The sequence below is a fragment of the Flavobacterium sp. NG2 genome, from assembly GCF_034119845.1.
In the GTDB taxonomy this organism is placed as follows: domain Bacteria; phylum Bacteroidota; class Bacteroidia; order Flavobacteriales; family Flavobacteriaceae; genus Flavobacterium.
Genome location: NZ_CP139420.1, coordinates 2152908 through 2168733, shown reverse-complemented (window position 1 = coordinate 2168733; position 15826 = coordinate 2152908). Strand labels below are relative to the sequence as shown.

The following is a 15826-nucleotide window of genomic DNA, read 5'->3' as shown; positions in this document are numbered from 1 at the left end:
CCACAAAAAAAATCAATACCAGCTCTAAATATTTTGATTGCTTGAATTTCATGCTCTTCTAATAATTTATTATATATAACTTTCTGAACTAAAATCTTTGGAAAAACTTTATGTTCCTACCATTAACTTTATGGTAAAATTACAATAACATTAGAGCACAGAAGTCCCGAATAGGTACTCAAAAGTCCCTATTCGCTGGTTATGAAGCACTAAACAAGAACTTCAATAATACTTTAAACTAAATGTGATTTACTTCTAATAAATGATTTTAGGAATCTAGAAAGGTCTTAACGTATTCAGTAGGGGTTTTTCCAAATTTCTTACTGAAGCATTTGCTAAAGTATTTTGGGTTTTTAAAACCTAGCATATAACTAATTTGAGAAATATTCATCTTACCTTGCTCTAAAAGTTGAGCACCTTTTTTCAATCTTATGTGTTGTACAAAGTCATTTGGAGTAAAGTCTGTCCAAGCTTTGATTTTTTTAAACAACACTGTCCTACTTACTCCTAATTCTTCACAGAAAAAATGAACATCAAATTGCTCATTACCAATGTTATTTTCAACGATTTGCAATGCTTTCTTGTATAGTTTTTCATCTAAAGACGATAATACTATGCCATCTGATGAAACCGTATCTATTGAAGACATTTTTTGTTTTAAACGACTGATAGAAGTCAATAAGTTATGGATTCGCAATTTGAATTCTGCGACATTGAAAGGCTTACTAATATAATCGTCAGCACCACTTTCTAAACCTTCTAACTTATAAATTAAAGATGAACGAGAGGTTAATAAAATTAAAGGAATATGACTGGTTCGCACATCTTCTTTAATTAAAGAACACAACTCAGTACCTGTCATTATCGGCATGACAACATCACTGACAATAAGGTCTACTTGTTCTTGTTGGGCAATTTTATAAGCTACTTTACCATTTTCGGCTTCCAAAATATTGTAATTTTCAATCAATAAATCACGCATGAATTTTCTCAGTTGTTTATTATCTTCAACCAAAAGAATAGTTTGTTTCTCATGCGAAGTCAGATCTTCTAAAAAATTATTTTCAAAAATCACTGCTTGTTCCTCTAATTGATCAACATACTGTGATAAATCATCACTAAATTTAAAATCCTGAATTATCTCTTCATCTAACAAATGCTCACGACCAAGAGAGAGTTCAACCGAAAATATTGAACCTACACCATCCGTATTACTTTTAACTGAAATTTTACCTTTGTGTAAATCAACAATATTTTTAGCAATAGATAAACCTATCCCTGTTCCTTTATTATAATCATTATCAGGCTTGTTATTTATTGACACTTCAAAGAAACGCTCAAAAATTTTATCTTGATATTCTTTTGCAACACCTACACCGGAATCTTCAACCTGAATAACTATTTTTTCTTTTTCTTCAATAATCCTAATCATTATTTTACCATTCTTAGGAGTATATCTAAAGGCGTTTGATATTAAATTATAAAATACACGTTCTAATTTATATCGATCATAATATACTAGGATTTCATCCGATGGAGTTTCAAAACTATAATCATAATTTCCGTCCTTGGCATATTCTGTAAAAGAGAGGTAAATTTCTTTTAAAAACTTAACGATGTTTCCTTCTGCAGTTTCAAGTTTTACTAAATTATTTTCTAACTTTCTAAAATCCATCAAACGGTTAATGAGTTGCAGTAAATGATTAGCGCTACTTTCAATGACCTTTAATTTTTTATACATCTTACTATTCCCACTATAATTTTCTAATATTTGATGTAAAGGCCCTAGAATTAGAGTTAGTGGTGTTCTGAATTCATGAGAGATATTAGTAAAAAACTCCAATTTGGCTTTATTTACCTCTTTAGTCTGTTCAGCTTCTAATTTTTCTAAATCTAATTGATGTTTGAGTTCGGCTTTAGACTTTAAAATACCAAGTAAATAATACAAACTTCCAAATATAAATATCCCATACAACATAAAAGCCCACCATGTACGCCATGGAGCAGGATTTACATGGATTTTTAAAGTTGTTGGAACACTATTTGAAATACCATCGTTATTAATTCCTCTAATTTCAAAAGTATAATCACCCGGATTTTGAATCGTATAAGAAACGGAGTTTTGCGAAGTTTGATTCCAATCTTTTTCCAAGCCTTTTAAACGATACTCATAGTGGTTACTATTTCTATTAATAAAATTTGGAATAGCAAACGAAATATTGAAATTACCTTGCTCATATGAAAGTTCAATCTCTTTTGTAAATGTTATTGTATTTGAAAGTAACTCAGTCTGATCATTCACCGCAATCGATTTATTTTTCACTTTAAAATCGGTTATAATAACTTGAGGGGAATAGTTATTTTTCACCAATTTATTTGCATCAAAATAAACAGCTCCAGCGGGACCTCCAAAAAAGAAATTAGAATCCCCAATACGTAAACTTGAATTATTATTATAATGATTACTTGCTAAACCCTGTTTATAAGTATAGTTTGCAATTACTTTATTATGTAACGGATTGTAGTAAATTATTCCTTGATTGACCGTACTAATCCAGAAATTACCTTTATTATCTTCAAGAATACTCCTTATACCAATTACTGAAGTAGCACTTTCAAGTTTAATATCGACAGGTCTAAAGTCATTAGTAACCAACTTAAAAAGACCATCACTTTCAGTACCAGTCCAAATAATGCCTTTGGAATCTTCAAAAACATAGGTCATACTATAACCTATTTGTGTTTTTTTATTATAAAAAAAATCTTTTATATGACCTTTAGTATTAACTACATTCAATCCTTTATTGGTACTTAACCAAATATTATTTTTAGAATCAACTCTTATTGACTTTATAAAGTTGGACAATAGACCATTAGGCTTACTATTTGAGTCAATTATTGAAAATATATTATTTTTGACATCATATCGAATCAAACCTTTGCCGATAGTCCCTAGCAACATATCTCCATTGGTATCTTGTTGAATAGCATAAACACCAACACCTTCTAGGTATGAAACTAACTTTGGATGTAAAGTAGTAGCATTAAATTTTTTGGTATCCAAATTATAGACTACAAATCCATCTTCAAAAGTTCCTATCCAAAGATTATTATCTTTCGTTAAATACAATGCTTTTATATTATCACTTTTAAGTGCAGGTGTATTTTTGGTATTTAAATATTCGAAAGTTTTAGAATCTATATTAAAAATTGAAATACCTCCTCCTTCGGTTCCAAAAAACAAGAGTTTCTTATGGTGTACAATAGAGCTAACTACTTTAAAACTGAGTCCTAATTTCCTAGGTTTTTGGGTAATATTAATAAAATTAATATTTGATTTATCCCAAAGATTTATACCCCCATGATAGGTTCCTACCCATATGGACCCTTTACGATCTTTAAATAATGATTTAATAAAATTATCATTGATAGTCTCATTGTCATCTATATCGCTATAAATTACTCTTATATCTTTATTTTTATCAGCTATTTGAAGGCCATCATAAGTACCAATCCATAGTTTACCTTTTTCGTCAAAAAGCAGTTTCCTTACATTTCTATTCTTATCTTTTAATTTAACTTCATCAAAATAAGGGGATACCTTTCCTGTTTCTATAGCATACTCTACAACACTTTTAACCCTTGTGCCTAATAACAAATTTCCATTAGGACTTTCTATTATTTCCTGTACATTTAGATTTTCAGTTCCCTTTATTGTTTTAAAATAATATCCTTTTGCCGTTTTAGAAATTAATTGTTTTAAACCATTTTTAGTCCCGACAAAAACAGCTCCTCTTTTTGTCTCAAAAATGGACAAAATAGCATTGTCAACTAAGGTTGATGTAAATGAATCAGAAGCTTTATCATAAATCGAAAGCCCTAAAGGAGTTCCTATCCATAATTCTTTATTGGATAATTCTTTGATAGTCCATATAAGATTATCTTGTATAGAAGAGCTATTCGCGCTATTGAAATACGATTTAAAAGTATCTTTTTTGGGATTATACTTGTTTAATCCTACAGCAGTACCTACCCAAATAAATCCATCACTATCTTGCTCTAAACAAATTATATCACTGTTACTTAAAGATAAAGGATTTGCCCTATTATGCCTGTAGACAGTAAACTTAGAGCCATCATATTTATTCAATCCATCTCTAGTTCCAATCCATATTTGTCCTAGATTATCCTGAATAATGGTTATTGCAGAAGTTTGAGACAAACCTTCACGAGTAGACAAATGTTTGAATTTATAGATTTCGCTTTGCGAAAATCCAGTCAAAATAAAACAGAAAACAAATAATAAAGCAGCGACCTTATGCATTATATATTAATCAGTATTTCACAAATATTAAAGCTATAAGTAAAAGTAACATAAAGAATTCACAAAAGAATATTTATTTTTTGATTCCTTCTTTTTTGATTAATACTTTTATATAATTTGCAAAACGTATGATTTATATAATTCACCACTATTAAGCTTAAAAACAGCAAATTATATAGATGTTCTATCGATAAAATGAAAAGGTACTTTCACCCTACCTCTTTTGTTTTCTAAAATCATTTGAGCGGCAGTTTCTCCCATAATTTTAAAATCAGTAGTCATCGTAGCTATGCCTAACAAATCTTTGAGTGGGGTGTCGTTATATGAAATAACACCAACATCTTCACCCAATATTAATTCATTTTTTCTAATCTGGTTTATTAAATTAACCAAATCAGCCTCTTCAATGGTAATAAATAAATCCCTTTTATTGAACACCATGTCATCACAAACTTCATCTAGAATTTCAAAATCTTTCTCATTCTCCAAACAAAATTTCTTAAAACCATGTAAAATCCTCCTCGGATAAGGATAAACTGATTTTTCAGGATATACCAATGCTATTTTTTTATACTTAGCTATTTTATTAATCCCTTCATTTAAAGCTTCATAAATATCCTTGTCATATTCTTGATAAATAGCCGAAACATCTTTATCTTCTAGCAAAGGTGGCATAATATTATCCAAAACTAGTAATTTATTTTTTGGCAAATCTTGTATCGCATTAAGGGTCTCTTCCGTAAAACTGGCATGTTTTAGATTTTCAGTTTTGAAATGTGGCAATACAACATAATAATCATATATTAATTTAGTGTTCTTTAGTGTATTTAAGAAAACTAACTCATCACAATGATAGATTACTAAATCTATTTTTGAATTAAATCCAATTTTATTTAAGAATGCATTATAGATACTCATTTTATAAGAGCTCATTTTACTTACTAAGAATAATATCTGTAGTTTAGGAGCGGTTTCAATATTTACTACATAATTACCTCTTCTTGGAATCGAAACTATTACATTACGCTCCTTTAAGATGTTATATGCCTTTTCGACAGTGTCTCGAGACAAATAACAATCTTCACTAATTGTATTGATAGATGGCAGTTTCTGATTTAATTCAATATTCCCATTAGAAATATTATTAATAATAGAATCAACAATTTGCTGATACATTGGCACCCTTGAATCTTTATTTATTTCTATACAGTCTACTACTTCCATAATTTTCAAGTATTTAATTAGTAAATAACATGATGCAATTTAGTAAGTACAGAGAGTTATATTGTACCGAAAATGGTGTCCAAAAATACCGTTTCACGTACTTTTTTACCAATAAAACCAATAGAAAGGATACTTTAAAGTACTTGATGGTTTGCAAATAAAATTTCCTTTATTCAAAAATACTTTTTCAAATACTTCATAAGGGCTGTAATATTTGAGTTACCAAATTGTAATGAAAATTGAACAAAGCATTATTTCATTTTATTATTTCAAAAACGAAAAAGAGTTAATTGTTATTTGTTCGTTTTTAGGTGTTTTAATTTTAAAATAGAGCGTTTCTTTATCCGAAAGTCCATTCAACTCACATTTTAAATCTTCCAACTTACCACTACCCTTTGTCTTGAATTTATAATTCCCTACAACTTTTCCGTTAAGACTTTCTTTTCGTATTTCAATTTCAAAAGTTGTCTTATAATCTGAAGCAATTTTAAAAGAAATAGCCTTTTTATCTTTTAGATTTTTAATATTGGTAAAACCGATATAGCTGTTTTCTTTTAGTGTTTGAATAGCAAAATCGTTTTCTTTCAGTTCTACTTTTTGAACCCCATCAGCATCAAAATAATCTTCAGCTTCTATTTTTGATTCGTTTGCGTTGTAATTCCCTACTCCAATACCGTCAACCCTAATCGTTGCTATTTCGCCATTGGCTTTATAATGGATGTAGCTAATAAATGTATCTCTAAAATAGCGATTACCCGTTTGACTAATATCACAATAGGCAAAATAGGTTTGATTGTGCCATTCGAAAAAAGAACCATGGCGCCCTTGTTGAAATCCATGAGGCCAAGTAGGACTATCAAATCCTTGGGCAAAACTCTCTTTTTTCATGATTTGATCTTTGTAGTCAAAAGGACCATAAACAGAATCCGACATGGCATAAAAGATACCCCAAGACAAATAAAATTTCCCATTGTGCTTGTGCATAAAAGGCTTATCATCTGTTGGCATTTTTAGATTTTTTCCATCTAAATTATACGGCCCTCTTGGATTATTGATTTCTAATTTTCTTGGTTTTTCGGCAAGCGAAATCATATCGTCGTTTAACTTAGCGATATAATAATCCCAAACCCCAAAAATGATGTAATGATTACCGTTATCTTCAATTAATCCTATATCGTATTCGTGTGTAGGAGTCATATCTGAAGTCAACAACGGCTTTCCTAAAACATCTTTCCAAGGCCCTACTGGCGAATCTCCCACTACAACACCTGTTTGTTCATTGCCTTCTGAGAAATACCAATAGTACTTTCCGTTTTTATATGCCACATCAGTTGCCCAACATTGTGTAAAAGGTTTTCCAATATAAGTATGCTCAGGTTTTAACACACTTTCTTTTTTCCAATTGACTAAATCTGGTGATGACCATATCCACCAATCTTCCATCAAAAAACCTTTGTTGTCTATAGATGTATCGTGAGAAGCATAAACATAGGCTTTATTGTCAAAAATATGAATATGAGGGTCATTAAGTCCCTGATTGGCTACAATAGGATTTTGCCCCAGCACAGCAAATGAGATGAGGAATACCCCAAAGCCAACTATTTTTTCTTTAAAACAATTCATATTATTTACCATAATCTACTTTTTTTTATGCCCTAATTAAAAATTGCATAAGCGTTAAACACTTATGCAATTTTCTACTAACTACTAAAAATAAACAACTATTTTTTCTTTCCAATCACCACATACATACGACAATCTTTTGGTGCATCACCTTCAGTATTTCCAGCCATAATGATGCTTTCTCCCGCTTTGGCGGTACGTTTAAATAAGGACATTTTCACTCCACCTAAATCAATATCGTCACCTGTATCTACATATTCTTTTTTCAGGAATTCAGGTCTTGGCACACGGTCATCATGGCCTACATAAATTTCCATATCCACACCAGCAACAAATTGCAATTGATCACGAGCCCAATATCTCTTATCGGAATCAGGGGTTCTAACATATTCTGCTCCTCTTAAATAATTTGGGATTACAGTATAATTGTATTCTAAATCGGTATAGGCCTTTTTCCCCCAATCCATTGTGGTGCGCAACATCGCTTTGGCATCTCCTGTATAACTGAATTTAGTAAACAATTTACTTGTATTATTTTCAGCTGGATCGTAGGCTGGCATCGCTGGCGTGTGTATGGGCATAGGCTCTTCTTTGGGAACATTTTTATACACCTGAGGCATCTCTAGTGTCAAACCATTTTTTATATCCACAGGAAGAGACTTCAAAACAATTGTTGCTGGTTTTAATCCTTGTCTTGTTGCAGTAATAGTCACTTGACCTGCTTTTAATAAAGAACGAACAGCTACACGATTGATACCACATTCTGTATCTAAATATAGGTTGTTGGTACTATTAGCTTTGCCACTATTGTATCCACCACGCCAGATGGCAGGACCTGAAATGGTAAAATCAACACGAGCAGCATCTAGCGGACAACGGTTTCCGTCTTTATCAACCACTTCAAAGTCCACCAAAGCGATATCTGAACCATCTGCTTTCCATCCTTCTGGACCGGTAATTGGAGTTAACTTGATGGCTACTGGCTCACCTACTGTCTTCTTAGTTTGCGTCACCAATACTTTATTATCTACATAACCTTCGACTTTTATTTCACCCGCTTCCCAAGCCACAGCAGGAAATTGGTACACATACCCATTTTCAGCTGTATCATCCGTTCCAATCAATTTACCATTGATGTACATTTTAACAGCAGCACAATTGGAAATCACATACATATCTTTCTTTGTTCCTTGGGTATAATTCCAATGCCCAATTAGGTGCACTTGAGGTTCTGGTCTCCACATGGCTTTTAAGGCATAAAATGCTTCTTTAGGCAAACGAACACCATCTACTTCTCCACTAGCTCGGGTTACCTCAGTAGGATTACGTCCTCCGTGTGGTCCATCAGAAAAAACCCAATTGGCACCACCAGAATGATACACTTTTTTTCCCATTTTATTCCACCAATGGTCTGCTTGACGCACCGCAAATTCTTCTGAACCTATTTGGTAAGTGTTTTTATATAAGTTAGGATTGTTCCAAAAATTATCGTCGGGAGAATATTTGTCCCAAATACGTCTAGGCGCTTCATCACGCATGTATTCACTTTCGATAATGGGTAAACTAGCAAATTCTCTTTGCCAACCTTCGGTACCTACTTCGATAGTCAAGTATTTTTCGGATTCTATTTTTAAATCAGAACGTCTGTTCCCTATCAACCTTTTGCCTTTAGGATCATAGGTATTAACAATGTCTAGAATTTCTTGGTAATGTTTTTCGGTTTCGGCCCAGTTACCGCCTTCCCAAATAAAAATAGAAGGATTATTACGGAACTTAACAATCATGTCTCTAAAAGCGGCAATACGAATATCCCAAGTTTCACCTTCGTCTTGTGATTCTCCTGAAACCCCTGGCATCAAGGTTACAAAACCATATTTATCTCCCATATCTACCTCTGATGGAGAGGCAGCACAATGTCCCCAACGAATGAAATTACCACCCGCTTCGTCCATTAATTTATAGGTAAAATCACGTAACCAATCTGGCAAAGCAGCTCCTAAACCCGCCCAAGTATTGGTTGGTTTTTGACCCCATCCGTGTAGTTTAGCATATTCGCCATTGTTATGAAAACCCGAATCTTTATTAAATTCAAAACTTCTGATTCCTAATGGAGTTTCGTACGTATCTATTACTTTTTTACCTTCTTTCAAAACCGTCAACACCTTGTACATATACGGTTTACGAGTGTACCAAAGCTGAGGATTCAGCACTTTGGCAGTAGAAGAAAAAACAAACTTTTCACCTGCTTTAAGATTTCTGGATGAGGCTGAAGTACTCACTACTTTGCCGTTAGCATCAATAATTTTGGCTTCACAAATAATTTCTTTTCCAGAATTGTATTCATTTTTCACTTCGGCTGTAACGGTAACATCTGCACTTTTTTCACTTATATTTTCAGCATACACATAAGTTCCTACTGTTTTCATGTTGTCATACAAAGGCAGGGTCACATGTAACAAATCAGTGGTGTGTAGAAAAACATTGCGATAAATTCCGCCATGTGTTGGATGCCAGTGTTCATGGTTCCAAACTAAAGGATCGTTGTCTCTAAAATTATCGCTTTTACGGTCATTATTCACTTTAACAGCAATCACATTATCCGCACTTCCATATTTAATATATTGGCTAATATCATAACCAAATGCAATAAAACCAGTACGGTTTGTACCAATGTAAGTTCCGTTGATATAAACATCTGCAATTTGGCGTACACCTTCAAATTCGATAAAAACTTTTTTCCCTTTATCGGCAACAGGTAATTTAAAATGCTTGCGATACCAAACCGTCCCTCTCCATTGGTTTTTCTCTCCATGATGACCTCCTAAACTCAAATCATCAAAAGTATCCACATCATTAAAAGTATGCGGACAACTCACAGTACTCCATGATGAATCATCAAAGTTTAGCTCTTGCGCATTTTTGGGATTTTCTTTAATAAACTTCCAATCGGGATTAAAATTATACTTCGTACGGTTCCCTCTGGAAATCTCTTTAAAATTCTGACTATTCGCCGAAAGGCTTGTCAAAATTAAAAGGGAAATCGTCCATAAAAATTTGCTCCAACTACTGGAAAAACTACTCGTATTTGTCATTTTTATTACTTTAAAACTATTGGTATTTTGGTTAGTATTCAAATCGTGATTGATTTAAGAAAATAATGAAGGCTAAAAATAAACAAGAACTACCGCAAAGCTGTCCTGCACTGTACTGTACAGAAGTGCTTTTTTTATTAATTTAATAATTCATTTTACTTAAAATAAATGATACCGTTTTACCCGCTTCATCAGCTCTAGGCAGAGAAACATTCAGGATGGATTGATTATTTTCAACTACTGATTGCTTGTCTTTGTATTTTTTATCGAAAGCAATACGAATGGTCATTAATTTATGAGTTGGGTCACTAACTGAAACTTTCAATCCGCTATCTTGTTTTTCAACTAATAACAAACAAGGCTCGCTCACTGAAATTCCGCCGAACAAATCCACCTTACCTGCTTCGTAAAAAACAATACCTGCCAGACTTCCATCTTTACGACTAACAATTTGTTGGCTTTTCGCATTCTTAATTTCGAATAAAAGCTTTTTCTCTAATTGAATTAATTGTTGCTGCGTCGCATTGGGAACCAAAATATATTGGTAGTCTGCTTCTTTTGGTTTGGTTCCATGATTGAGATATACATTAAAGATATCCGCTTTGATGGTTTCGTCTTTGTAACGTTGCGCCACTTTATACCAAGAACCTGAAACGGTATCAGCAACCAAACTGAGATTACCACCCGAAGGAAAAAGATAGCCTACTTTATCGTGTAAAATCCAGCTAGGATTGGTAAAATCCTGTTTGCCTGTGATTTTTTGTATGTTCCTTTTGTTATTTACTATAATTGCTCCATTGCGATATACTTGGTTGATTCCTGTAGTCACATTAAAAGGCGTATCAGCTGTTATGCCGTTTCCTAAACACACAATTTGGTTGTCCAACATAAACCAAGCTTTGTTAGCCTTTAAACCGCCACGATTGTATTGCAAAACCGCAAGTCCATTGGTTCCATCTGTAACGCCGCCTACAAAATCACCTTCAATTTTATAACCCCAAGCATTGGATACAGGAATAGGAGCATCATCCTGAATAATCGTTGTTCCGGGCAATTTTTTCCAATCCCAAAAAGGAAAAACATCCAAATATTCATTGTCTGATTGATACAATAAAGTCATTCCGCCTCCTAAATGATACCCCAACATATTTTCAAAATTCACTGTTTCATAACCATTCACACGGCTTGAAGACATTTTGAGCGTAAACAAATAATTGGGAGTTCGAGAAATATGAAAATCCGAAGTCCAAAAATGCTTATTCCCCGACAAACTTTTATAATCTTGTGCTTTATTATAAGCGGATGCAAACTCAGGATCTAATTTTTCTAATTGTTTGAAATTTTTCAGAATGGCATTTTGCTTTTTAGCCAATTCGCCTTGGAACAATTGCCTACCGCTACCACCAATATCAAAGTTTTTTTTCCATAAAAACCACTGGGTTCCATCAAGAGCAAATTCCCGAATAATGGCTACTTTTTCTTCATCAAAAGCAAAAGGCGTATGGCGCAAAACAGCAATCCACTGAATCATATCACCTAAATACGATAAACCGTAATTCCCTTGTTGCAACATGGCGCCATGCTCGTGAAAACTATTATCGGGTTGAATTCCTAAATCTGTAGAAACTCTTAACTCACCTTGAATAGCTTTTGATGCAATATTTACGCTATCAATATTTCGAACTAACAAAGATTTGTACAACACATTACCTGCCAACCAAACTTTGTTTTGTCCTCCCATACCAATCTTGGCTTTATTCAAGATTTTTACCCCCGTTTGCAGCTGTTTTTCTGAAAGATTATCTTCCATAACAATCAAAATAGGAGCCAATTGTTGTGGAATTCCAATTTGGGGATACCACCAGTTAGGACTCACAAAATCATTGGACAACCAATAATCTAAGGCAAGATGAATTTTAGCTAACAATTCTGGACTTTGGTAATAATTTGAACCCTCTTTCAAATAAGCTTTAGACAAGTGATTTAAATTCAAAAGATGATCTAAAACAGGCCATCTTCCTCTTTGTTGGCTGCTGTAGTCAATGCTTGGCCAAGCTCCTTTTGCATCTAAGCTTGCTAGTAAATGATGTACTTCGGAAGTGGAAACTGTATCTTCTAAAAAGTTTTCTGTAATGTTGCTCAATAATTGCTGTAATTCCAGCGGATACTCTTTTTTTGTCTGTGAAAATGCAGCTTGTGAAAACACCACTAAAACAACTAGTAAATAGATTTTTTTCATAAATTTTCATTTCTTCACTTCAATATAAAGAAGCTATTGTACAAAAAAAAAAAGGAATCAAAAATGATTCCCTTTTCAAACTAAACAAACTAAACTATAACTATTTTTTTGATCTTTCTTGTTTTCTATATTCAGCCCATTCTTTCATTTTGGCAGCACCTAAAATCTCTCGAGTAGCAGCATAAGACTCAACATTTATTTCCTTCATTTTTTCTTGAATAACTGACTGATTGCCTTCATTTTCTTTACGAACTTCTGCTCTTTTTTTATTATTACTCAACTCTAAATCATAGAGTTGTTTTTGTTGTATATCTGACAAAGAAACAACTTCATTCATTTTTGCTACTGTTTCTTTGGCTGCAGTTTCGAATCTATCTTGAGCTACCATTGACAAAGATGCAAACACAAAACAGATTAATAGAATTCCTTTTTTCATAGTGGTATTTTTAATTAATTATTAGATTAAAAGTTAAGACTTTACTAATTTAAAAAACAAAAAACACTTCCCCATCCTGAACTATCCTGATAAACTTCTATTTATAGCTTTCGTAATAAATCACTTAGAAACTTCTATTATGTTTTTCGCACCCGGATAACTAAACACATAAGTACCTGAGCCTAATACAATAAGGACATTATTATCAACTTCCTTAGCATTTTTCTTCAGTACTCCTTTAAGAGCACTGCCATTTAAAAGTACTTGGTTCAATGTTGCTTTAGGCAAAGTAACCGTTCCTGTCGTATTGGCTGGTATACTCACTTTATAAATAAAATCATTTCCTTTAATTTCCCAAGCGGATTGTACCAAACCATATAAGGATATAAATTCAGCGTTTGCATTGGTCAAACCTCCACCAGGATGAGGGTGAAACAAAGTATGTTTGTATCCAGGATTTTGAGGGTCGATACTCAAACCTGCCACATGCGTGTACAACCATTCACCAATCGCTCCATAGGCATAATGATTAAAACTATTCATTCCGTCAATGATAGTTCCATCTGGTTTTTGGGTATCCCAACGCTCCCAAATCGTTGTCGCTCCCTGTGTTACGGGATACAACCAAGATGGGTATTGCTTGCGATTTAATAACATAAAAGCCAAATCATCACGACCAATAGCCGAAAGCGTACTACACAACAAAGGAGTACCCACAAACCCTGTAGTAAGATGACCAAATTTCTTCACATCATCAGCAAAATACTGAGCCGATTTTTGTCTCAAATCTTTTGGAATCAAATCAAACGAAAGCGCTAAAGCATAAGCAGTTTGTGTATGTGACACCAATCTACCATTAGGTGTTAGGTATTCTTTGATGAATGCTTTTTTGACATTTTCAGCTAATTTTTCATACTTTGTTGCATCAGCAGTATTTCCTAAAATGGCCGCTATTTTACTCAATAAAGTAGTGGAATAGTTAAAATAAGCGGTTGCAATCAAATCTTTTTCGGTTACAGCACCGGCATAATCGGGTTTATCCGAATGGAAAGCCAACCAATCTCCCCAATGCCAACGGTTTTGATTCCATAAATAATCATCTCCAGCATTTTTAGCCATATATTCTACCCAGCCTTTCATACTCGCGTATTGTTGCTCTAAAATACGTTTGTCACCATAGGTTTTATAAACCGTCCAAGGCACAATCACCGCAGCATCTCCCCAAGCCGTAACTCCTCCTAATTTGTTATTCCACATATCCGGAATAATGTTCGGCACTTCGCCATTAGGTTGTTGGTCTAAAGCCAAATCTTTCAACCATTTGGTGTAAAACGAAGCCACATCAAAATTGAAGCCAGCGGTCATACTAAACACTTGCGCATCGCCCGTCCATCCTACTCGCTCATCACGTTGCGGACAGTCTGTTGGGATGTCTAAGAAATTATCTCTTTGTCCCCACTGTATGTTTTTTTGCAGTTGATTAATCAAAGGGTCTGAACAGGTAAAAGTCCCTGTTTGCTTCATATCCGAATGAATTACAATACCTGTAATTTGGTCTGCAGTTGGTACAATTGGCCCTTCGACTTTTATAAAACGAAAACCATGAAAGGTAAAATGAGGTTCAAAAACTTCTTCTGCTCCGCCTTTTAAAGTATAGATATCAGTTGCCTCGGCAGCACGAAGGTTTTTAGTAAAAAAGTTTCCCTCTTTATCCAAAACCTCAGCAAATTTCAAAGTCACTACATCGCCTTTTTTTCCTTTTACCTTGATTCGTGCCCATCCTACGATGTTTTGTCCTAAATCAAAAACCAATTCTCCAGAAGGTGTTTTAATCGTTTTGATGGGTTTGATTTCTTGTGTGGCTTTCACTGGCAAGCCATTTGAAGCTACTAAAATATCTTTAGAATGATTCAGGATTCCAGCTGGCTTCCATTTAGCATCATTAAAGTTGGCTTTAACCCAGCCGTCCATTTCTAGTCGGGCATCGTATTTTTCACCATTATAAATATCGGCTTTCAAAATAGCACCATAAGATGTTTTCCAATTGTCGTCTGTTACAATGGTTTCGCTAGTTCCATCAGTATAGTTTATTCTTAATTGTACCAATAAACCTAATTGGTCACCATAATAGGCACGCAATCCATCCCAACCCAAATAGCCTCGGTACCAACCATCGCCTACCATTGCTCCTATGGCATTTTTTTGCTGCACCATTGAAGTTACGTTATAGGTTTGATACTGAATGCGTTTTTTATAACTAGTAAAACCAGGAGTAAAAAGTTGGTCTCCCACCTTTTTCCCGTTCAAAAATAATTGATACAATCCTAGAGAAGTAACATACACTCTTGCGGAACTCACTTTTTTGGTAGTTGAAAACTCTTTTCGATAATACTGAGCAGGTAACGAAGTAGTTGATTTGGCTTCGTCTTTCATGGTAATCCAAGACGCTTTCCAGTTATCTTTTTCTAAAATCCCCATTTCCCAATAAGCAGGTCCGCTCCATTCTGAAACTTTATTTTTATTATCCCAAATGCGTACTTGCCAATAAGCTCTTTGCATGGATTTCAACGGTGTTCCTTGATACGCCACATTTACGGATTGGTCGCTTTCTACTTTTCCAGAAGTCCAAAGTAGATTGTTTTTTTTGGACAAATTTTCAGCAGAACTAGCCACACGGATTTCGTAAGCTACTTGCTTCGCATTTTGTGTATCTGCAATCATTTGCCAGCTAAATCTTGGTTTTAAAACATCAATCCCAATAGGATTGGTATGATACTCACAAACTAATTTACCTACACCAGTTTTTGCAAAAGATACTATCGAAAACGGTATAAGAATGATTAGAAACAAAAAACTTTTAAAATCTAATCCAACATTTTTTTTCATAT

General features: G+C 33.8%; 7 protein-coding genes. All 7 read right to left on the bottom strand.

What is annotated here, in order from left to right; translation table 11 throughout:
* Positions 1-268: 268 nt before the first annotated feature.
* Positions 269-4324, bottom strand: a complete 4056-nt coding sequence (locus SLW70_RS09090; RefSeq protein ID WP_320887996.1) for a two-component regulator propeller domain-containing protein — start codon at positions 4322-4324, stop codon at positions 269-271.
* 171 nt (positions 4325-4495) lie between these two features.
* Positions 4496-5548, bottom strand: coding sequence for a GntR family transcriptional regulator (locus SLW70_RS09085; protein ID WP_320887995.1), 1053 nt, complete (start codon positions 5546-5548; stop codon positions 4496-4498).
* Positions 5549-5812: 264 nt separating this feature from the next.
* Positions 5813-7183, bottom strand: coding sequence for a family 43 glycosylhydrolase (locus SLW70_RS09080; protein WP_320887994.1), 1371 nt, complete (start codon positions 7181-7183; stop codon positions 5813-5815).
* 86 nt (positions 7184-7269) lie between these two features.
* Complete coding sequence (locus tag SLW70_RS09075) at positions 7270-10263, bottom strand: glycoside hydrolase family 2 protein (protein WP_320887993.1); 2994 nt, start codon at positions 10261-10263, stop codon at positions 7270-7272.
* A gap of 142 nt (positions 10264-10405) precedes the next feature.
* A complete protein-coding gene (locus tag SLW70_RS09070; protein WP_320887992.1) occupies positions 10406-12502 on the bottom strand; it encodes a polysaccharide lyase family 8 super-sandwich domain-containing protein in 2097 nt (698 codons plus the stop codon).
* Positions 12503-12602: 100 nt separating this feature from the next.
* Positions 12603-12938, bottom strand: coding sequence for a hypothetical protein (locus SLW70_RS09065; RefSeq protein ID WP_320887991.1), 336 nt, complete (start codon positions 12936-12938; stop codon positions 12603-12605).
* Positions 12939-13058: 120 nt separating this feature from the next.
* Positions 13059-15824, bottom strand: a complete 2766-nt coding sequence (locus SLW70_RS09060; protein ID WP_320887990.1) for an alpha-L-rhamnosidase — start codon at positions 15822-15824, stop codon at positions 13059-13061.
* Between the last annotated feature and the right edge of the window lie 2 nt (positions 15825-15826).